The 22,060-nt window shown below is 30.2% G+C and carries 19 protein-coding genes; 14 read left to right on the top strand and 5 right to left on the bottom strand.

The features are described 5' to 3' along the window. The first annotated feature begins 2 nt into the window (after positions 1 to 2). From pgi to B5464_RS05605, 6 genes are all read left to right on the top strand, one after another. Positions 3 to 1,571 carry a glucose-6-phosphate isomerase gene (gene pgi / locus B5464_RS05630; RefSeq protein WP_079737561.1) on the top strand — a complete coding sequence of 523 codons (1,569 nt, stop codon included), beginning with the start codon at positions 3 to 5 and terminating at the stop codon, positions 1,569 to 1,571. Between the two features lie 217 nt (positions 1,572 to 1,788). Continuing rightward, complete coding sequence (locus tag B5464_RS05625) at positions 1,789 to 4,323, top strand: TonB-dependent receptor (protein ID WP_079737560.1); 2,535 nt, start codon at positions 1,789 to 1,791, stop codon at positions 4,321 to 4,323. Between the two features lie 10 nt (positions 4,324 to 4,333). Next, entirely contained in the window at positions 4,334 to 5,437 is a 1,104-nt protein-coding gene (locus B5464_RS05620) for a hypothetical protein (RefSeq protein WP_154066938.1), read from the top strand. Between the two features lie 106 nt (positions 5,438 to 5,543). Then, positions 5,544 to 5,966 (top strand): hypothetical protein, encoded by a 423-nt coding sequence (locus tag B5464_RS05615; protein ID WP_079738978.1) that lies wholly within the window; start codon positions 5,544 to 5,546, stop codon positions 5,964 to 5,966. Positions 5,967 to 6,013: 47 nt separating this feature from the next. Continuing rightward, positions 6,014 to 6,742, top strand: a complete 729-nt coding sequence (locus tag B5464_RS05610) for a 1-acyl-sn-glycerol-3-phosphate acyltransferase (protein WP_079737558.1) — start codon at positions 6,014 to 6,016, stop codon at positions 6,740 to 6,742. 6 nt (positions 6,743 to 6,748) lie between these two features. After that, positions 6,749 to 7,729, top strand: coding sequence for an acyl-ACP desaturase (locus B5464_RS05605; protein ID WP_077810417.1), 981 nt, complete (start codon positions 6,749 to 6,751; stop codon positions 7,727 to 7,729). Between the two features lie 149 nt (positions 7,730 to 7,878). Here B5464_RS05605 and B5464_RS05600 read toward each other — a convergent pair whose 3' ends face one another. Beyond that, positions 7,879 to 8,658 carry an amidohydrolase gene (locus tag B5464_RS05600; protein ID WP_079737557.1) on the bottom strand — a complete coding sequence of 260 codons (780 nt, stop codon included), beginning with the start codon at positions 8,656 to 8,658 and terminating at the stop codon, positions 7,879 to 7,881. Positions 8,659 to 8,738: 80 nt separating this feature from the next. On the opposite strand from B5464_RS05600, the gene B5464_RS05595 reads away from it, so the two are divergent. Then, entirely contained in the window at positions 8,739 to 11,492 is a 2,754-nt protein-coding gene (locus B5464_RS05595) for a PD-(D/E)XK nuclease family protein (protein WP_079737556.1), read from the top strand. Position 11,493: 1 nt separating this feature from the next. Here B5464_RS05595 and B5464_RS05590 read toward each other — a convergent pair whose 3' ends face one another. Further along, complete coding sequence (locus B5464_RS05590; RefSeq protein ID WP_079737555.1) at positions 11,494 to 12,285, bottom strand: universal stress protein; 792 nt, start codon at positions 12,283 to 12,285, stop codon at positions 11,494 to 11,496. 97 nt (positions 12,286 to 12,382) lie between these two features. Here B5464_RS05590 and B5464_RS05585 point away from each other — a divergent pair, with 97 nt between their 5' ends. The 3 genes from B5464_RS05585 (at position 12,383) to B5464_RS05575 (ending at position 15,127) form a co-directional block, all read left to right on the top strand. Next, positions 12,383 to 13,726 carry an MATE family efflux transporter gene (locus B5464_RS05585; protein ID WP_079737554.1) on the top strand — a complete coding sequence of 448 codons (1,344 nt, stop codon included), beginning with the start codon at positions 12,383 to 12,385 and terminating at the stop codon, positions 13,724 to 13,726. Between the two features lie 66 nt (positions 13,727 to 13,792). Continuing rightward, positions 13,793 to 14,560, top strand: coding sequence for an enoyl-CoA hydratase/isomerase family protein (locus B5464_RS05580; RefSeq protein WP_079737553.1), 768 nt, complete (start codon positions 13,793 to 13,795; stop codon positions 14,558 to 14,560). Positions 14,561 to 14,569: 9 nt separating this feature from the next. After that, entirely contained in the window at positions 14,570 to 15,127 is a 558-nt protein-coding gene (locus tag B5464_RS05575; protein ID WP_079737552.1) for an MOSC domain-containing protein, read from the top strand. A 3-nt stretch (positions 15,128 to 15,130) separates the two neighbouring features. Here B5464_RS05575 and B5464_RS05570 read toward each other — a convergent pair whose 3' ends face one another. After that, complete coding sequence (locus B5464_RS05570; RefSeq protein ID WP_079737551.1) at positions 15,131 to 16,273, bottom strand: DNA polymerase III subunit delta'; 1,143 nt, start codon at positions 16,271 to 16,273, stop codon at positions 15,131 to 15,133. Between the two features lie 78 nt (positions 16,274 to 16,351). On the opposite strand from B5464_RS05570, the gene B5464_RS05565 reads away from it, so the two are divergent. The 3 genes from B5464_RS05565 (at position 16,352) to B5464_RS05555 (ending at position 19,609) form a co-directional block, all read left to right on the top strand. Next, positions 16,352 to 17,143 (top strand): hypothetical protein, encoded by a 792-nt coding sequence (locus tag B5464_RS05565; protein WP_079737550.1) that lies wholly within the window; start codon positions 16,352 to 16,354, stop codon positions 17,141 to 17,143. Positions 17,144 to 17,245: 102 nt separating this feature from the next. Further along, on the top strand, positions 17,246 to 18,433 hold the full coding sequence (gene pgk, locus B5464_RS05560) for a phosphoglycerate kinase (RefSeq protein ID WP_079737549.1): 1,188 nt from the start codon (positions 17,246 to 17,248) through the stop codon (positions 18,431 to 18,433). 135 nt (positions 18,434 to 18,568) lie between these two features. Then, positions 18,569 to 19,609, top strand: a complete 1,041-nt coding sequence (locus B5464_RS05555) for an aldo/keto reductase (protein WP_079737548.1) — start codon at positions 18,569 to 18,571, stop codon at positions 19,607 to 19,609. 76 nt (positions 19,610 to 19,685) lie between these two features. Here B5464_RS05555 and B5464_RS05550 read toward each other — a convergent pair whose 3' ends face one another. Further along, on the bottom strand, positions 19,686 to 19,997 hold the full coding sequence (locus tag B5464_RS05550; RefSeq protein WP_079737547.1) for a DUF6370 family protein: 312 nt from the start codon (positions 19,995 to 19,997) through the stop codon (positions 19,686 to 19,688). A gap of 3 nt (positions 19,998 to 20,000) precedes the next feature. Next, positions 20,001 to 21,686 carry a glutamine--tRNA ligase/YqeY domain fusion protein gene (locus B5464_RS05545; RefSeq protein ID WP_079737546.1) on the bottom strand — a complete coding sequence of 562 codons (1,686 nt, stop codon included), beginning with the start codon at positions 21,684 to 21,686 and terminating at the stop codon, positions 20,001 to 20,003. A 111-nt stretch (positions 21,687 to 21,797) separates the two neighbouring features. Here B5464_RS05545 and B5464_RS05540 point away from each other — a divergent pair, with 111 nt between their 5' ends. Beyond that, a complete protein-coding gene (locus B5464_RS05540; protein WP_079737545.1) occupies positions 21,798 to 22,013 on the top strand; it encodes a zinc ribbon domain-containing protein in 216 nt (71 codons plus the stop codon). Positions 22,014 to 22,060 lie beyond the last annotated feature (47 nt).

Below are 22,060 nucleotides of genomic sequence, written 5' to 3'. Positions count from 1 at the left end.
AAATGGCTTTAAAAAACATCAATCCAACCAAAACTCAAGCTTGGGAAAAACTTACAAACCACTTTAATGATAACAAAGACATTAGTATTAAAGATTTGTGCAAAGACACAAATAGAAAAGATAATTTTTCTTTAGAATTAGGAGATTTATCCGTAGATTTTTCTAAAAATAGAATTACAGAAGAAACACTTTCTTTATTAGTTGAGTTGGTAAAAGAAGTAGACTTAAAAGATGCTATAGAAAAGCAGTTTTCTGGAGAAGTAATAAATGCGACAGAAGGTAGAGAAGTTTTACATACTGCTTTAAGAAGTAATTCTGATGAAGCTGTTTTAGTAAATGGTAAAAATATTAAGCCACAAATTCAAACTGCATTACGTAAAATTAGAAGTTTTAGTAATAAAGTAATTTCTGGTAAATGGAAAGGTTACACAGGTAAATCTATAACAGATGTTGTAAATATTGGTATTGGTGGGTCAGATCTTGGGCCAGACATGGTTGTAGAATCGCTACAGTATTATAAAAATCAATTAACAACACATTTTGTTTCTAATGTTGATGGTGATCATGTTTCAGAAATTATTAAGAAATTAAATCCAGAAACTACTTTATTTGTAATCGTTTCTAAAACATTTACAACACAAGAAACCATAACAAATGCAGAAACACTTAAAAACTGGTTTTTAAAATCGGCAACAATTTTCGATATACCAAAGCATTTTGTTGCTGTTTCTACAAATTTAGAAGCAGTTGATAGTTTTGGTATAGATAAAGCAAACGTTTTTCCTATGTGGAATTGGGTTGGTGGGCGTTTTTCACTTTGGTCTGCTGTTGGTTTGTCTATCAGTTTATCTGTAGGTTTCGATAATTATAGAGCCTTATTAGATGGTGCAGAAGAAATGGATTTGCACTTTAGAAACACAGAGTTTGAAAATAACATCCCAGTAATTTTAGCATTGTTAAGTATTTGGTATAATAATTTTTACAATGCAGAAACCGAAGCTGTTTTACCTTACACACAGTATTTAAAAAAGCTGCCAGATTATTTACAACAAGCTATTATGGAGAGTAATGGTAAAGGTGTAGATAGAAACGGAGACAAAATAGATTACCAAACCGGTACAATTGTTTGGGGAAGTACAGGTACAAATATGCAACATGCATTTATGCAGTTGGTACATCAAGGTACTAAGTTAATTCCTGCTGATTTTATTGGTTATAAAGAATCTTTACACGGGTTAACAGATCATCATAAAAAATTAATGGCAAACTTTTATGGTCAAATAGAAGCCTTAGCATTTGGTAAAACAAAAGAAGAAGTTCATTTAGAATTAAAGTTTTCTGGTGATAAAGATAAAATAGCACAATTATTACCTTTTAAAGTATTTGAAGGTAATAGACCAAGTAATGCCATTTTATTTGATAAACTAACACCAAAGTCTTTAGGTAAATTGATAGCTTTATATGAGCATAAAATTTATACACAAGGTATAATTTGGAACATTTATAGCTACGATCAATTTGGTGTAGAGCTAGGAAAAGAGTTGGCTAAAAAATTATTGAATAAGCATTAAATTAAGACTAATAATACCAATTTTTTATACTATTAATTAATTATTTATAATTAGTTAATAGTATTTTTTTTATTTAAATGTTTGATTATTATGGAGTAAGGTTTTTTTTGCATATATTTAAAAATCTTAATTCTTTGTTAAACTTAACATTAAGTTAACTTTAGAACTCTGTAAAAGCAAGAGTTTTGCAAAACATTTAATAACATAAAATTATACAATGAAAAATTTTAAAAACTTATTATTTGTAGCACTGTTTTTTATAACAGCTACAGTTTTAGGGCAAACTAAAATTACTGGTACAATTGTCGATGAAACAAATCAACCATTGCCAGGAGCAAGTGTTCTTGTAAAAGGAACAACAAACGGAACATCAACAGATTTTAATGGTAAATTTACTTTACAATCTAAATCTAACTCTGGTGTTTTAGTAGTGTCTTTTATTGGATACAAATCTAAAGAAGCTGCTTATTCTTCTTCAAACAACAAATTAACAGTAATGTTAATGGAAGATGCTGGTTCATTAGATGAAATAGTTGTAGTATCTAACTCATTTGCAATTGATAGAAAAACACCTGTTGCTGTTTCTACAATTAAAGCGAGTGAAATTGAATTAAAATTAGGAACTCAAGAATTTCCAGAGATTTTAAAATCTACTCCTGGTGTATACGCTACTAAAGCAGGTGGTGGATACGGAGACGGTAGAATTAATTTACGTGGATTTAATTCTGAAAACGTTGCTGTAATGATTAACGGGGTACCTGTTAACGATATGGAAAACGGTAGAGTATATTGGTCTAACTGGGCTGGTTTAGGAGATGTTACTTCTGCAATGCAAGTTCAAAGAGGTTTAGGAGCTTCTAAAGTTGCTGTACCTGCAATTGGTGGTACAATTAACATTATCTCTAAAACTACAGATATCGAAGAAGGTGGTAACTTTGGTTACACTTTAGGTAACGATGGTTATACTAAATACGGTCTTACTTATTCTACAGGTTTAATGGATAATGATGTTGCTGTAACAGTTTCTGCTGCACAAACTTCTGGTAGAGGTTATGTAGACGGAACTCCTTTTACAGGTTTTAACTACTTTTTAAATGTTTCTAAAGAGTTAAACGACGAGCATAAATTATCTTTTACTGCATTTGGTGCATTACAAAGACATGGTCAAAGACAAAACAGACACCTAATCAAAACTTTTAGAGATAGTGAAAGAGGTAGAAAATATAACTCAGATTGGGGTTATAAAAACGGTCAGTTAACTAACTCAGAAGATAACTTTTATCACAAGCCACAGATTTCTTTAAATCACTACTGGACACTTTCTGATAAAACTTTTATTTCTACTGCAGCTTATGTATCTTTTGGTACAGGTGGTGGTGGTGGTACTGCTGGAGCTAACAAGTTTGGTTTCGACAATTCTGAATATAGAGACGGACCATTAGGAACTATCAACTTCGATAAAATTGTTGACGAAAACATAGCAAACGGTGTAAATGGTTCTATCTCTGCTTTAAGAGCTTCTAGAAACGACCATAACTGGTACGGTGTTTTATCTACTTTAAAAACAGATTTAACAGATGAGTTTACTTTATTAGCTGGTTTAGATTACAGAAATTATACAGGTATTCACTATACAGAAGTAACAGACTTATTAGGAGGTCAGTTTTTAGCTGATGATGCTAATGTAAATAACCCAAACAACCAAGCACAAGTAGGAGATGTAATTTTCTATGACAACGACGGTAAAGTTGGTTGGTTAGGTGGTTTTGCTCAATTAGAGTATTCTAAAGATGCTATTTCTGCATTTGTTTCTGCAAACGTATCTAATACAACTTATCAAAGAGTAGATCGTTTCTTATACTTAGATTCAGATCCAAACCAAACTTCAGATAAATACGATTTCTTAGGATATGGTATTAAAGGTGGTGTTAACTATAATTTAGATGAAAACCATGGTATTTTTACAAACTTAGGTTATTTCGAAAAAGCACCATTTTTTAACTCAGTTTTTGGAAACCGTAACAACGTAGATGTTAACGAAGATGCAGAAAACCAAAAAATTACAAGTTACGAGTTAGGTTATACTTTTAGAAGCGCTAAGTTTTCTGGTAACTTAAACTTATACCACACTTCTTGGAAAGATAGAACAGAGGTTGCTCGTTTCCAATTACAAGATGGTACAATTGCATTTGCTAACATTTTAGGTGTAAATGCATTACATAAAGGTATCGAGTTAGATTTTAGCTATAGACCATCAGACAAACTTACTATTACAGGTATGGCTTCTTTAGGAGACTGGAAATGGGATAGTAACGTAGAAAATGTTGAAATCTTTGACGAAACTAACACAAAGGTTGATGAAGTAGATATCCTTATTAAAGGTTTACACGTTGGTGATGCTGCACAAACTACTTTTGCTTTAGGTACAAACTATAAATTAACGCCAGAAACTACTTTTACAGTAGATTATAATTACTATGGAGATTTATATGCAGATTTTGACCCAAGTTCTAGAGGAGAAGTTGGTCCTGATGCATGGAAAGTACCTAACTATAGCTTATTTGATACTTCAATAAGACATAAATTTAAGTTTGGTAACTTCGATACAGCAATTACTGCTAGAGTTAACAACGTATTCGATACAGTATATATTTCAGACGCACAAGATGGTTCTGGTTCTAATGCTCAAACAGCAAGTGTATATTACGGAGCAGGAAGAACTTTTAGCGTAGGTGCAAAAATTAATTTCTAAAAAACACAAGATGAAAAAAATAATTTATTTATTCGCAGTTGCGCTTACAGTTTTAAGTAGCTGTACGCCATTAGAAGATGTAAACGAGGTTATTGATGCATTACCAAATGTAGATGGTTTCGATTATACATTACAAGAAGAAGATTATACAACGTTAGGTTTAAGTTTTGGTAACTTTAGCTCAGAAGATGATGCTAAAGCAGAATTACCAGGATTTTTAAGTGCAAAATTCCCATCTTTAGGAGAAGGATCTGCATTAAACATAACTTATAAGTTATATGCTCCAAAAAGGGATGAAAAAAGTTTAACTATTTACACTGTTACTGCTGCAGATTATACTGCGCAAGGTTTAAGATTTCCAAACTTTTCTAGTTCTGATCAAATTACAGATTTTTTAGATGCTAAATATCCAGATGCAGCAGATAGATTATTAGTAGATTTAACTTACGACTATTATGATGGTTCAACAACTACTCGTAACAATGGTTTTATCAATAATGATGGAACTTGGGAAATGTCTATAGGTATCTCTGATGATGAATACACTGCAATGGGAGAAGGAAGAGCTCAATTTTCTAATGAAGAAGAAGCTTTAACTAAAATACCAGTTTATTTAAGTGAAAAATTAAAGTTTGAAGGTAAAGAAGCAGGAGATGTTGAAGGTGTAATGTACAAGTTATACGTAACAGATACTCAAGACATCGACGAAGATGGTTCTACAACAGATAGAACTGTTTATAGCTTTGTTGCATTCTTTATATACGACGGTGCTGCTTGGTCTCAATACACAAATGTTATCGAGAACACAACACAGTTTGCATATGAAGGTTCTAACTGGGTTCCAGATAACACAATTAGATATACTTTAACATCTGCAGATTATGCATTAGTTGGTAATGACAGATATAATAATTTTGACACTAGATCTGGTGCAGATGAAGAAACTGAAGAAGTTCGTTTAGAAAAGATTAATACAATCTTAAAAAACAACTTTCCAGATATTGAAGTAGATCAAAATGTAATTGTTACTTATGCTTTTTATGATGGTACTAATGGTAACGCTACTATAGAAGTTACTTTTGATGGTACAGATTTTGTAAAATTTGTAGAGTAATCAATTTTATCTTATAAATTAAGAAAACCACCTCAACTGAGGTGGTTTTTTTATGCATAAAAATTAGTAACTTTGTAACAACAAAAAACTAACTACTTATATTATGATAAAGGATATACATTCTTATTGGGCTTACCTTGTATTGGCTATTTTAATTTTTGCTGTAGCAAATGCAATTATCGGTTTAACTCAGAAAAAACAATTTACAGATAAAGATTTACGTATAGGTTTATTTACGTTAATCTTAACCCATATTCAATTATTAATAGGTTTAGCATGGTATTTTATGTCGCCTTGGTTTCAAGCCTTAAAAGCAGATGCTGGCGCGGTAATGAAAGAACCTGCAACGCGTTTATTAGCTGTAGAACATCCTATTACAATGATCTTGGCAATTGTATTTATAACAATTGGTTGGTCTAAACATAAAAAGAAAACAGAAGATGCTGCAAAGTTTAAAACATTTGTAATCTTTTACGGAATTGGTTTATTATTGATATTATCTAGAATTCCTTGGAGCAATTGGTTCTAATAACATTCTTGTAAAGTTCATTTATTTTAAAACCTAAATCACATCTCGTGAAGATTCTTAGTTATATAGTATCACCAATTTTTATATTTGTATTTTTTCTTTTTTTGCTAATTTTCCATCCATTACAATGGTTAAGTTTGCATCTTTTTGGGCAAAGCGCGCATAGTAAAGTAGTAGACGCTTTAAATTACTTTTTGGTTAAATCGATGCTAATACTTGGTGTTAGTGTTAAGCTAAAAAACGAATATAAATTACCAGAAAATACTACAATTATATTTGTTTCAAATCATCAATCTACTTTCGATATTCCACCAATAGGTTGGTTTTTTAGAAAACATTATCCAAAGTTTGTAGCCAAAATAGAGTTAGGTAAAGGCATACCAAGTGTTTCTTATAATTTAAGAAATGGTGGTGCGGCATTAATCAATAGAAAAGATCCAAAACAAGCAATAAGCGAGTTGATAAATTTTTCTAAAAGAATAAAAGAAAATAATTGGGGTGCTATTATTTTTCCGGAAGGAACAAGAAGTAGAAACGGAAAGCCTAAGAAATTTGCTTCCAACGGATTAAAAGTAATAACAAAGGTAAATAAAGAGGGTTATGTTGTACCTTTAACTATCAATAATTCTTGGAAAGTGTTTAAATATGGTAAATTTCCGTTAGGTTTAGGAAGTCCTATAACAATTACAACCCACGAGCCAATAAAAATAGACTCTTTACCGTTTGAAGAACTATTAGAAAAAACAGAAACAGTTATTAAAGAACATATAAAATAGAAATTTATGTCTATATATAATATTAGAAAAGAAGTAATGCTAACGCTAGAAAAAAGTATGGACCGCTTTATGGAGAAATACTTAATTCCTGCAGAAAAAATTTGGCAGCCAACAGATTTTCTTCCAAATTCACAAAAAGACTCTTTTATTACAGAAGTAGAAGAAATTAGAGAATTGTCTAAAGAATTACACGACGATTTTTGGGTGGTTTTAGTTGGAGATACTATTACAGAAGAAGCTTTGCCAACTTACGAATCTTGGTTGTTAGACCTAGATGGTGTTAGCCAAGACCCAGATAATAGTTGGGCAAAATGGGTAAGAACCTGGACAGCAGAAGAAAACAGACACGGAGATGTGTTAAATAAATACTTGTATTTATCTGGTAGAGTTAACATGCGCGAAGTAGAAATATCTACACAGCATTTAATTGCAGATGGTTTTGATATAGGTACATCTACAGATCCTTACAAAAACTTTGTGTACACAAGTTTTCAAGAATTAGCAACCTACGTTTCGCATAATAACGTAGCAAAAATTGCACGTAAAAAAGGGCACAAAGCATTAGCTAAAATGTCTAAAATTATTGCAGGAGATGAAATGCGTCATCACCAAGCTTATACAGAGTTTGTAAAAGAAATCTTTAAAATAGATCCATCAGAAATGATGTTGGCGTTTCAACACATGATGAAATATAAAATTGTAATGCCTGCAATGCATTTAAGAGAATCTTTTGGTGCAAAAGGAAGTTTATTTGATGATTTTTCTTCTGTAGCGCAAAGAATTGGTGTTTACACAGGGTTCGATTATGTAGATATTATTAAGAAATTAAACACTGCCTGGGAAATAGATAAGATTACAAACCTAACACCAGAAGCAGAAAAGGCAAGAGATTATTTAATGAAATTGCCAGACAGAATGTACAGAATTACAGAAAGAATTGTTGTGCCAGACACAAAGTTTAACTTTAAATGGATGTTACCAGCTTAGAATTTTAAGAAGCTATTTCCTGCTTTCCGTTATATCTTTTTGTAGAAAAAACAAAAAGGATGTCACTTCAATCAGGGCTAAGCATTTTTGTAAGCAACACTACATATAAAAGAAGCCATTGATATTTAATATTAGTGGCTTTTTTAGTTTTAATTTATTGTAAAAGAATCTTTATCATTTAAAAAACCTAACTTATCTCTTACTATATTTTGTTTATCTAGTGTAATTACAGAAGTTATAATACCAATCTCATTGTTGTTTAAACTAGATAATTCTTCTCCTAAAAAATCTACGATTAAAGAATTACCAGAATATTCGTAATTACTAGCATCTTTGCCTGTTCTATTAACGCCGATAACATAACTCATGTTTTCTATTGCACGCGCTTTTAAAAGCGTTTCCCAAGCTTTAATTCTAGTTACCGGCCAATTTGCCATAAAAAGTAATAAGTCGTAATTGTCTGTGTTTCTAGCCCAAACAGGAAAGCGTAAATCATAACAAATTAACGGACAAATTTTCCATCCTTTGTAATTGATAATTATTCTTTCTATGCCAGAAGTGTACACTTTATTTTCTCCGGCCAAAGTAAAGGAATGCCTTTTATTATAGATTTCTAATTCTTTATTTGGATGCACAAAAACAAAGCGATTGTAAAATTTATCGTTTTCGGCAATAACCAAGCTTCCGCAAATTGCAATTTGATGTTTTTCTGCCATTTCTTGCATCCAAGAAACCGAGTGTCCATCCATAGATTCGGCTACGTTTTTTGGTTGCATTGTAAAACCAGTAGTAAACATTTCTGGCAAAACAACAAGATCTGTGTCTTTATCTAAGTTGTTTATTTTGTTTTCGAAGAAAGCTATGTTTTTTGTGGGATTTTCCCAATATAAATCTGCTTGAATTCCGGTTACTTTTAATTCATTTTTCATAGAAATTAATTAGAAAGTTGTACTCGCTATAAAAGTAAGTTTTTGTAATTTAGAAAACCAATTGAATCTCAAAAAAAGCTATGCAATCTTTTATTTCTGAAACTTTAGACGCAATTTTAAAAACTACAAAATCTTTTGAAGATGTGGTGTTTATACTACCATCACAAAGAGCAAAAGTTTTTTTAAAGCAAACATTAAAAGACAAAATATCTGTTGGTTTTTTACCAGAAACATTAAATATAGAGCAATTTATTCAACAAGTTTCTGGCATAGACAAAGCAGATAGCATACAATTGCTATTCCATTTTTATACAATTTATAAGAGTTTAGAAGAAAAACCAGATTCTTTTGACACATTTTCTTCTTGGGCATTTACGGTTTTGCAAGATTTTAATGAAATAGATCAACACTTGGTAAACACAAGAGAAATTTTTGTGTACATAAGAGATATTCAGCGATTAAAAAAATGGTCTGTAACAGGTACATTTAAAGAAACAGAATTTATAAAAGATCATTATGCTTTTTTAGAAAAGTTAAATAATTTTTACAATCCTTTGTATCAATTTTTATTAGAGAAAAAGATTGGTTACCAAGGTTTAATGTATAGAGAAGCTTGTAATAATATCGATGTTTATCTAGAGAAGAATCAGCAAAAAAAATACTTTTTTATAGGATTTAATGCATTAAATAAAGCAGAAGAATTCTTATTTCAAAAAGTACTAGAAACCAACAATTCTGATATTTTTTGGGATTTAGATGAGCAACTTTTTAACTCGAATCATCAAGCAGGAAACTTTATCAGAAAGTATAAAAAGGAATGGAAGTTTTACGAGAAAAATTCATTAAAAACCTTAAGTAATAAATTATCTCAACCAAAAAATATTCAAGTAATTGGTGCATCAAAAAACACAACACAAGTTAAATATGCAGGGGAAATTTTAGAAAAATTTTCTGACTTTAAGAATACGGCACTAATTTTAGCAGACGAAACATTGTTACCAATTACGTTAAATTCTTTGCCTAAAAACATCAATGCTATAAACATAACTATGGGATATCCTTTAAAAGATATACCAACAACTAGCTTGCTGTTTTCTATTTTTCAATTGTTTATTTCTCAAGAAAAACTCCAAAAAACAGCAGAGAATCAATTTTACCATAAAGATGTTGTTCGGTTTTTAAAACATCAATCAATTTATAAGTTATTATCACAAAATAATGCTTCTTTAGTAGATGATTTTACTGAAGAAATTGGTAAAGAAAATCTTATTTTTATAGATAAAGATAAGCTGGTTCAGCTCTTAAAAAAATCCGGAGAAAATGTACAAAAAGTTCTCTTATCACTGTTTAGCAGTTTTACAACAGTTGCAAATTTTTTAGATAGAATTTTAGACGTAATAGATCTTTTAAAAGAAGATGTTACAGATCTAGAAAAAGAATATTTATTTAGATTTTATACCGCTTTTACACAGTTAAAAACATTACAAAGCACTTACAATTATTTTACAGATTTAAAAACGTTAATGTTATTTTTTAGACAATTAATAACATCAGAAACACTTTCTTTTCAAGGTGAAGCGCTAAGAGGTTTACAACTTATGGGAATGTTAGAAACACGTGTTTTAGATTTTGAAAACATCATTTTAACATCTACAAACGAAGGTGTTTTACCAGCAAGTTCACAGCAAAATACATTTATTCCTTTTGATGTAAAAGTAAACTTCGGATTGCCAACATATCGAGAAAAAGATGCTATTTTTTCATATCATTTTTTTAGATTGATGCAAAGAGCAAAAAATGTTTTTATACTTTACAATACAGAACATGATGCTTTTGGAAGTGGAGAAAAAAGTAGGTTTGTTACCCAGTTAGAAATGATGCGACAAGATGTAATTCATAAAAATATCTCGCCAAAAGTAATATCTAACAAGCAACAATTAAAAGAAGTACATAAAACCGAAGCCACTTTTGCTCGATTAAAAGAATTGGCAAAAAAAGGAATATCGCCATCTGCTTTAACTAATTATTTGTACAATCCTATTTCTTTTTACAAGCAAAAAGTTTTAAAAATTAAAGAGTTTGATGATGTTGAAGAAACTGTAGCTTTTAATACTTTAGGAACCGTTGTTCATGAGACTTTAGATGAGTTGTATACACCATTTGTAAACCAGTTTTTATCTGTGGCTAATATCAAACAAATGCAAAAAGAAGCAAAAGATTTGGTAACAAAGCATTTTGAACTTCAATTTAAAAACGGAGATTTAACAAAAGGTAAAAACAGATTGATTTTTGAAGTTGCGAATCGATTTGTAACAAATTTTCTAACGAAAGAAAAAGAATTGTTAGAAGACGACAAGAATCAACTTAAAATAATTGCTACAGAAGAAAACTTAGCAGCAGAAATAGAAATTGAAGGGTTAGATTTTAAGGTTAAATTACATGGTCAAGTTGATAGAGTAGACGAGTTAAACGGAGTGTTAAGAATTATAGATTATAAAACGGGTATGGTAACCGGTGGTAATCTTAGAGTGCCAGAATTTGAATATTTAAGAGATGAAAAGCACTTAAAAGCGATACAAGTTTTATTGTATACTTATTTATTTACTAAAGGTAAAAATTATGACTTTTCTGAACCTTTAGAAGCAGGTATTTATTCTTTTAAAAATCTTAACAGTGGTTTTTTACCAATAGATTTTGCATTGCCAAGAAGAAAGGCAGAAACTAAAATCACTCAAGAAAAACTAGATGAATTTATCGAAGAGATTAAAATATATATTAAAGAAATCTACAGCTCTAAAATAGATTTTTTAGAGCCTGCAGATTTAAGATATTAATTTACTTACCTATTAAAACTAATAGTGGTACGTTAGAATAAAACTCTTCTTTAAGAATAGTGTTCTTTTCCCATAATTTTTTAAAGAAACCTCTTTTTCTTCTAAAAACACATAACATATCTGGGTTGTGTGTTTTTATATTTTCTAAAACACCTTGAAAAGTAGTTGCATTTTCGGTAACAGTTAATGTGCTTTGTAAGTTTTCTAAATCTTTATGAAGCACTAAGTGTTCTTCTTTATAACTTGGTGTTTTAACCAATAGTAAGTTTACTTGTGCTTTGTATTTATTAACAATAAACTCTAAAGGCTTTAAAACTGTTTTACTTTTTACAACACCAGATTTAAAAGCCATTAAAATATTAGAAACAGTTTTGTATTCATAATTTTCTGGTACAGCTAATATTGCCAAATTAGATTTTTTAACCAAACTACCAGCGGTTCTACCTAAGAATAATCCTTCTTTTATAGAATTACTTTTTGTACCAACAATTACTAGGTCAATACCCAATTCTTGATCTATAGCTTCAACACTATCTACAACGCTACCTTTAGCAGAAATCAGTTTAATTTCAACATTTTTAACATCGCAAATATTAACCATAGTTCTTAAATACAAATTAGTTTCTTTTTCTATAATTGCATCTACATTTTTCATTGTTCCTGCTTTAGACTGCACACTGTACGCTCTAAAAACAAAGACTTTTGCATTAATTTCTGAAGCAAAATCAATAGCATATTGTAAGGTTTTTTGTGCGTTTTCTGTAGATCCAATGGGTACTAAAATGTGTTTCATAATGGTTTGTTTTTATTATTACAAAGTTAGTTAATTTTAATAGAATCGTTTTCGATTTCATTTTTTAGAAATGTACATTTGCAAAAACATCTATCTTTTGAATGTAAATATTAGCTTTAAAAATATAAATAAATTAGCAATTCCTGCTTTAATTGCTGGTATTGCAGAACCTGTTTTATCGATTACAGATACTGCAATAATTGGTAATATAGATACAAATGCCACAGAAAGTCTTGCTGCAGTTGGTATTGTTGGTGCATTTATCTCGATGCTTGTTTGGGTTTTTGGGCAAATTAGAAGTGCAATTTCATCTATAGTTTCTCAATATGTAGGCGCTAATAAGATTAATGATATTAAAGAATTACCAGCACAAGCAATTGCAATAATTGTATTTGGTAGCTTAATTGTATTAGCAATATCATATCCGTTTTCTAGACAAATTTTTCAATTTTATAATGCTTCAGGAGAAATTTTAGAATTTTGTATCACCTATTTTAATATTAGAATATTTGGTTTTCCGTTTGCATTATTTGTATTTGCCATATTTGGTACTTTTAGAGGTTTACAAAATACTTTTTACCCAATGATTATTGCTATAGTTGGCGCATCAATAAATATTATTTTAGATTTAATACTGGTTTATGGTATAGAGGGTTTTGTGCCTGCAATGCATATAGAAGGTGCTGCTTATGCAAGTGTAATTGCACAGGTTTCTATGGCTGTAATCTCTTTATATTTATTAATTAAAAAAACACCTATTTCTTTAAAAGTTAGATTGCCTTTTCATGTCGAAATTCCAAGATTATTGGGTATGATTGGTAACCTTTTTATTAGAACAATTGCATTAAATGTAGCCTTGTATTTTGCTACTTCTTACGCAACAGGTTACGGTAAAGAATATATTGCCGCCTATACAATTAGTTTAAATATTTGGTTATTGGGCGCTTTTATGATTGATGGTTATTCTAGTGCAGGTAATATTTTATCTGGTAAATTATTAGGTGCAAAAGATTATAAAAGTTTGCTTGAATTAAGTAATAAATTATTTAAATATGGTTTAATTGTAGGTGTTTGTATTGGCTTAATAGGTTTTCTTTTTTACAATTTTATTGGGGAAATTTTTACCAAAGAAACTGCAGTTTTAGAACAATTTTATGCTGTTTTTTGGATTGTTCTAATTACACAACCTATAAACGCAGTAACCTTTATTTTTGATGGAATGTTTAAAGGTATGGGAGAAATGAAATACTTAAGAAACCTTTTAATTTTGGCAACAGGTTTTGTTTTTATACCCACATTATTCTTTTTTGATTATTTAGAATATAAATTAGTTGCTATTTGGATTGCTTTTACACTATGGATTATTGCTAGAGGTTTGCCGTTGGTTTTTAAGTTTAGAAATAAATTTATTCCGTTGGCAGAAAACAGTTCGAAAATTTAATTATATCAGAAATTAGTATTCTTTTATTAATTTTTTAAAACTTATTTTTACTCAAAATTTACAATTATGGCTACAACTAGAGAAAACGGAAGTTTATACACTAATATTCAAAATAATATTGCAACAATAGAGTTTGGGCATCCTGCAAGTAATTCTTTTCCTGGAGAATTATTAGCTAGATTAACCAAAGAATTATTGTCTGTTGGATCAAATAATAATGTTTCTGTAATTGTTTTAAAGTCGGAAGGAGAAAAAGCTTTTTGTGCAGGCGCTTCTTTTGATGAGTTGGTCGCTGTATCTAATTTAAATGAAGGAAAACAGTTTTTCTCTGGTTTTGCAAATGTAATTAACGCCATGAGAACTTGTGGTAAATTAATAGTTGGTAGAATTCAAGGTAAAACAGTTGGCGGTGGTGTTGGTATTGCTGCGGCTTGTGATTATGTTTTGGCAACAGAAAGTGCTTCGATAAAATTATCAGAATTTACAATAGGTATTGGTCCTTTTGTTATAGAACCTGCCGTGTCTAGAAAAATTGGTGTTTCTGGTACGGCAGAATTAACTTTAGACGCTACAAGCTGGAAAAACGCGTATTGGGCTAAAGAAAAAGGTTTGTATGCTAAAGTTTTAGAAAATCAGAAAGAATTAGATAAAGAAATAGATATTTTAACTTCAAAATTGGCTAGTTATAATCCGATGGCTTTAGCAGAAATGAAAAAAGCTTTATGGAAAGGTACAGAAAATTGGTTTGCTTTATTAGAAGAAAGAGCTGCTGTTTCAGGTGAATTAGTTTTATCAGATTTTACAAAGAAAGCATTATCTAAATTCACAAAATAATTCTTTTTCATGAAAATTGTTACAACAAATATTGGTGAAAAAAAAGAGGTTAACTGGAAAGGTAAAACCGTAACTACAGGTATTTTTAAATATGCTGTAGATAAACCTATTTTTTTAGATATAGAAGAAGTAAAAGAAGATGCAATTTGTGATAGAGAACATCATGGTGGCGTTTTACAAGCAGTTTATGGCTATTCTTTAAAACATTACGCGTACTTTAAGGAGTTATATCCTGATTTGAATTTTGAAATGGGCATGTTTGGCGAGAATTTAACCTTAGATGATTTAGATGAAAAAAAAATACATCAAGGAGATACTTTTAAAGTTGGCGAAACTATTTTAGAAGCTACTGTTCAAAGAAATCCTTGTATGAAATTAGGAATTCGTTTTAACGATATGAAAATTGTAAAACAATTTTGGAATACAACCTTTTGCGGTGTTTATTTTAAAGTACTTAAAACAGGGTTAGTTAAAGCGGGTGATGTTTTCGAACAAATAAAAGCGTGTCCAGAAAACCCTACAATTGCAAACTTGTATATAGCAAAAAGAGCAGCAAAAGGTATTTAAAACTTACAAAGTTTCTTCCTTCTTATGAAGAAATCTTGTTAATTTCATAGAAAGATCTAATAAAATAATTTTAGCATTTCCGTTTCTTTCGATATGATACATTGCATCATTTAGTTCTTTTTCAATCTCTAAAATATTACCAGCGTGCACAAAAGGGGCAAATTTAGAAAGATCAAAACCTGTTTTAGTTTCCATAAAAACCAAATTGTCACTTTTGTAATTAAGTAGCAAAGCTTGTCTAAAAAACTGTAAACAATACTCTAAAAATTGTTTTTGAGTTTCTCTACCTGTTTTGGCAATTGTTTCAGACCACTCTATTAATTGCTGTACAACAGCAGCGTTTCCTTTGGCTCTAAAAGCAGTACGAATCCAAGCGATAAACCATTCTTCGAAAACCATGTCAGAAGAGTCATTATGTAATAAATGTACAGCTTTATTATAATTTCCTTCTGCTTGATGCGCAATTTTAGCGGCTTCATTTTCAGAGCAATTTTCTCTTTCAATCAAAGCATTTGCAATATCACTTTCACTTAAAGCAGGAAAATGCAAGGCCTGACATCTAGATTTTATGGTGTTTATTATCTGTTCTTCACTTTCTGTAATTAGTAAAAAAACAGTTTTATTTGGTGGTTCTTCTATTAATTTTAAAAGCTTATTTGATGCTGCAATATTCATTTTTTCTGCCATCCAAATAATCATCACTTTAAAACCACCTTCGTAAGATTTTAACTGTAATTTTTTTACAATAGCTTCTGCTTCATCAACACCAATATTACCTTGTTTATTTTCTACACCAATAAATTGCAACCAATTAAAGAGACTTCCGTAGGGATGATTTTTTGTAAAATCTCGCCAATCTTCCAAAAACAAATTACTAACAGCATGTTTTTTTACAGTGTTATTTGTGGTTACCGGAAAAGCAAAATGTAAATCTGGGTGTTGTAGTTTTTCGCATTTAATATTACAAGCTTCAACATTATCAGAAAAATTACATAATAAATATTGCGCATAGGCAATAGCCATTGGTAAAGTACCGCTACCTTCTTTTCCTACAAACAATTGAGCATGTGGTATTCTACCATTTTTTGCAGAAACTTGCAAATGGTTTTTTATGTGATCTTGACCTATAACTTGGTTAAAAAGCATAAGCAAATATAAGTGTTTCTTGAATTTTTAATTAGAAATTTTTGTATTTTTAATGATTACAATAATCAAAAATAAAGTATGAAAAAGTTTTTACAAATAACAAATGGTATTGCCTTTGTTGCCATGGTGTTTATAAATTATTTATCAAATACAGGTGCTATGAATAACACAACAATAGGCAGTGTGTCTAAAAATTTAAACACTTTATTTACACCTGCTGGTTATGCTTTTTCTATTTGGGGAATTATATATTTACTATTATTTGGTTTTGTAATCTATCAAGGTAGAAGTCTTTTTGTTAATGTAAAAGATAATAATTTTGTAGACAAAATAGGCTTCTGGTTTTTAATTTCTTGTTTAGCAAACATGGCTTGGGTTTTCTGTTGGATTTATGAGTTTACCGGTTTGTCTTGTATTTGCATTTTTATTTTGCTCTTTTCTATCTTAAAAATTGTTGTAAACAATAAAATGGAAATTTGGGATGCTCCTTTATCAATTATATTTTTTCTGTGGTGGCCTTTTGTAATATACGCTGGTTGGGTAACGGTTGCAAGTATTGCAAATGTATCATCGTATTTAGTGAAAATAAATTGGTCTGGTTTTGGAGTTTCTCCTGTAATCTGGACGATTATTCTAATAATTATTGCTACAACAATTAACTTAATAGTTACATGGTCTAGAAACTTAAGAGAGTTTGCTTTAGTTGGTGCTTGGGCTTTAATAGCAATTGGGGTTGCCAATAAAAACAATACTATAGAAACAATTGCTTTTGTAGCAGCAACTATATTAATTTTAAGCAGCACATTGCATGCATATCAAAATAGAGCAACTAGCCCTGTTAATAAAGTTAAAAACAAGTTTAAATCTTAAAATTGATGTAGCGTATAATCTACGCAAACGATATCTTAATTTTTCAGTAATCAATTTCTATAAACCTAAAGATTTAGGTATTTTTGTTAAAAACAAACAATAATGAAAACACTAAAAGATTTTAATTTCGAAAATAAAAAAGCAATTATTCGTGTCGATTTTAATGTTCCTTTAAATGATAAATTTGAAGTTACAGACACTACAAGAATTCAAGCAGCTAAATCTACAATTATAGATATTTTAGAACAAGGAGGAAGTTGTGTTTTAATGTCTCATTTAGGAAGACCAAAAGGATTTCAAGAAGAATTTTCTTTAAAACATATTGTTAAATCTGTAGTAGATATTATAGGTTGTAATGTAAAATTTGTAGAAGATTGTATTGGTGATAAAGTAGAAGAAGCAGTTGCAAATTTAGAATCTGGAGAAATTTTATTATTAGAAAATTTACGTTTTTACGAAGAAGAGAAAAAAGGAGATGTTGCTTTTGCAGAAAAACTATCTAAGTTTGGTGATATTTATGTAAATGATGCTTTTGGTACTGCACATAGAGCGCATGCATCAACAACAATTATTGCACAATTCTTTGAAGAAAATAAATGCTTCGGAAATTTATTAGCAAGAGAAATCGAAAGTATAGATAAAGTATTAAACAATTCAGAAAAACCTGTTTTGGCAATTTTAGGAGGCGCAAAAGTTTCATCTAAAATTACAGTAATAGAAAACATTTTAGACAAAGTAGATCACTTAATAATTGGTGGTGGTATGAGTTTTACATTTATCAAAGCACAAGGTGGCACAGTTGGTGACTCTATTTGTGAAGATGATAAAATGGATTTAGCTTTAGATATTTTAAAGCAAGCAAAAGAAAAAGGTGTAGAAGTACATATACCTGTAGATGTAATTGCTGCGGATGATTTTAATAACGCTGCAAATACAAAAGTTTTAGATATTACTCAAATTCCTGATGGTTGGCAAGGTTTAGATGCAGGACCAAAATCTAGAGAAAATTTTGATGCTGTTGTAAACAAATGTAAAACCATTTTATGGAACGGACCGTTAGGTGTTTTTGAAATGGAAACATTTTCTGAAGGAACAATTGCCTTAGGACATTCTATTGATAATGCTACTAAAAACGGAGCTTTCTCTTTAGTAGGTGGAGGAGATTCTGTAGCTGCAGTTAAGCAATTTGGTTTTGCAGAAAAAGTAAGTTACGTGTCTACAGGTGGTGGCGCAATGTTAGAAATGCTAGAAGGAAAAACATTACCTGGTATAGAAGCTATTTTAAAATAAGAAACTAATATATTTTATTGATAAGCGTATAATTTTAAAAATTATACGCTTATTGTTTTTTTATAGATTAAGCTTTAAATTCGTGCATAATTTATTGTTTTAAAACATTTAATTTAAAATTTACAATTCATACAAATGAAGTATACAAAACTAGGTAATACATCGATAAAAGTTTCTAAAATCTGTTTAGGAACAATGACTTGGGGAAAACAAAACACACAAGAAGAGGCATTTGAACAAATGGATTATGCTTTAGAAAAAGGTGTAAACTTTTTTGATACTGCAGAGTTGTATCCTGTACCAGCAACGCCAGAAACTTATGCAGAAACCGAAAGAATTATTGGTAATTGGTTTCAAAAAACAGGCAATAGAGAAAAAGTCGTTTTGGCAAGTAAAATTGCTGGTGGTGGCGATTATACAAAACATATTAGAACAGGTGGTTTTAATAGAAAAAATATTACAGAAGCTGTTGAAGCTAGTTTAAAAAGATTACAAACAGATTATTTAGATTTATATCAGTTGCATTGGCCAGATAGAGGTGTAAACTGTTTTGGTACTAGAGATTATCCATATAAAACATCATCTAAAGAGGCAGAAAATCATTTAGAAATTTTAGAAACTTTAAATGAATTTGTAAAAGCCGGTACTATAAAAGCTATCGGGCTTTCTAATGAAACTCCTTGGGGAACAATGAAGTATTTGCAAACCGCAGATTCAAATAATTTAGTAAGACCCGTTACAATACAGAATTCATATTCTATGATTCATAGAGCCTACGAATACGGAATGAGTGAGGTTTCTTTAAGAGAAAATATTGGGTTGTTGGCATATTCGCCATTGGCGCAAGGTGTTTTGTCGGGTAAATACTTAGACGGAAATAAACCAGAAGGAGCAAGAGGAACTTTGTTTCCTAGATTTATTGCTCGTTATATGGGCGATGGTTCTTTAGAAGCAGTTAAGAGGTATGAAACGATTGCGAAAAAGAACAATTTAACCTTGTCAGAATTATCGCTTGCTTTTATCAATCAGTTGCCGTTTGTAACTAGTAATATTATTGGAGCAACAAAAATGAGTCAGTTAAAAGAAAATATTAATTCAATAAATATTAATTTATCTGAAGATGTTTTAAAAGAAATTGAAGCAGTACATGCGGCAATACCAAATCCTGCACCTTAACTTATAGAACTAAATATTAAAGTAAAAAAAATCCGAAGTAATTATTACTTCGGATTTTTTATGCTTTAAAATACAATTATTTCATCTCTAAAAGCTTTATTTCTTTCGCTTTAAATCTATTGTTTTCTACTACACCAATAACTTCTGCTTGCCTTATAACTTCGCAAAAACCAGTATGTTTGTCGTGTGCATCGCCAAAATCATCAATATTAAAACCATCTACAAAATAGGCTTTCTCGTCAATTTTTACAGCTAAGCTGCAACCTTCTTCAGAATCTAAATCAAATTTACACTGTCCGCAAGAAATAGCTGCCACTTGTTTAACTTCTTTGTTATTAGAACAAGAAATTGTAAAAATTAAGATTGCTATTAAAAGTATTTTTTTCATGATTTATTTTTTAGCCCAAGAATCTCTTAAACCAACTATTTTATTAAAAACTAAATTTTCTGTTGTAGAATCATCATCAACATTAAAATATCCCATTCTTTGAAACTGAAAACGCTCTCCTATTTTTGCAGTTTGTAAACTTGGTTCTAAATAAGCATCAATAATTTCTAAAGAATTTGGGTTGATAAACTCCATATAATCTTTGTCTTTATGTGAATCTGGTGCTTCATCTAAAAATAGTCTATCATATGCTCTTACTTCTGCTTTTATAGCATGTTTTACAGAAACCCAATGCAAAGTTCCTTTTACTTTACGCAAGCTTTCTGGTGTACCACTTCCAGATTTTGTTAACGGATCGTAAGTACACTGTATTTCTGTAATATTACCATCTGCATCTTTAGTGCAACTATTTGCAGTAATAAAATAAGCGTTTTTTAAACGAACTTCTTTACCTAATTTTAAACGGAAAAACTTTTTATTTGCTTCTTCTCTAAAATCTTCTCTTTCGATATAAATTTCTCTAGAAAAAGGAACCTTTCTGCTACCAAAACCATCTTCATAATCGTTGTAATTAGCATCTAGTAATTCTTCTTCTCCTTCAGGGTAATTTGTAATTACTACTTTAACAGGATCTAAAACAGCCATTACTCTAGGTGCTGTTTTGTTTAAATCTTCACGAATTTTAAATTCTAATAAAGCAACATCTATTACGTTTTCACGTTTAGAAACCCCAACAGTTTCTACAAAACTTCTAATAGAAGCAGGTGTATAACCACGTCTTCTTAAGCCAGAAATAGTTGGCATTCTTGGATCATCCCAACCAGATACAATACCTTGTTCTACTAAAGTTAATAACTTACGCTTACTCATTATTGTATAGCTTAAGTTTAAACGAGAAAACTCTCTTTGTTTTGGTGGATTTGGATATTCTGATTTGCTAAAATCATACACATTATCACGAAACCAATTGTACAATTCTCTATGAGGTTTAAACTCTAAAGAACATAAAGAATGTGATATTTGTTCTATATAATCGCTTTCACCATGCGTCCAATCGTACATTGGGTAAATACACCAATCTGTACCAGTTCTGTGGTGTGCTTTGTACATAATTCTGTACATTAATGGATCTCTCATTAACATATTAGGAGAACTCATATCTATTTTTGCACGCAATGTATGTTCGCCTTCTTTAAACTTACCATCTTTCATGTCTTGAAACAAGGTTAAGTTTTCTTCTACGGTTCTATCTCTAAAAGGGCTATTTGTACCTACAGAAGTTGGCGTACCTTTTTGTACTCTCATTTCTTCTGATGATTGAGAATCTACATAAGCTTTACCGTCTTTAATTAATAAAATTGCCCAATCATATAATTGCTGAAAGTAATCTGAAGAATAACATTCATTAGCCCAAGTGTAACCCAACCAAGAAATGTCTTTCTTAATTGCGTCTACATATTCTTGCTCTTCTTTAGCAGGATTTGTGTCGTCAAAACGTAAGTTAACAGGCGCATTATAAGTTTCACCTAAACCAAAACTAATACCAATAGCTTTTGTATGACCAATGTGCAAATAACCGTTAGGTTCTGGCGGAAAACGAAAACGTAAATTTTCTTTTGGCATTCCGTTTGCTAAATCCTCTTCTATAATATGCTCTAAAAAATTGAGCGATTTTTTCTCTTCAGACATCGTTTTATATGAAAAAATTAAGAAACAAAATTACATAAAATACTTCATTGGTATTAAGAGTTTTGTAACAAAATTGTAAAATTTGCAACTAATAGATAAACACAATTTATTATGAGCGATCAAATTAAAAATTACACTTGCCCTAAATGTAACAGTAAAACTTATAAACTAGGACAAATGAGGGCAACCGGTGGTACATTGTCTAAAATTTTTGATATTCAAAACCAGAAATTTACAAGTGTTACTTGCGAGCGTTGCACATACACAGAATTTTACAAAACAAAAACAAGTGCTATTAGCAATGTTTTTGACTTTTTCACCAACTAATTTTCTTCAAAAGCTATAAAATTGCCTCTTTTTTGTCGTAATTTTGT

The sequence above is a fragment of the Polaribacter sp. KT 15 genome (genome assembly GCF_900143115.1).
In the GTDB taxonomy this organism is placed as follows: Bacteria; Bacteroidota; Bacteroidia; order Flavobacteriales; family Flavobacteriaceae; genus Polaribacter; species Polaribacter marinaquae.
Note: the sequence above shows the minus strand (reverse complement) of the source record. Positions and strands in the feature narration are given on the sequence as shown.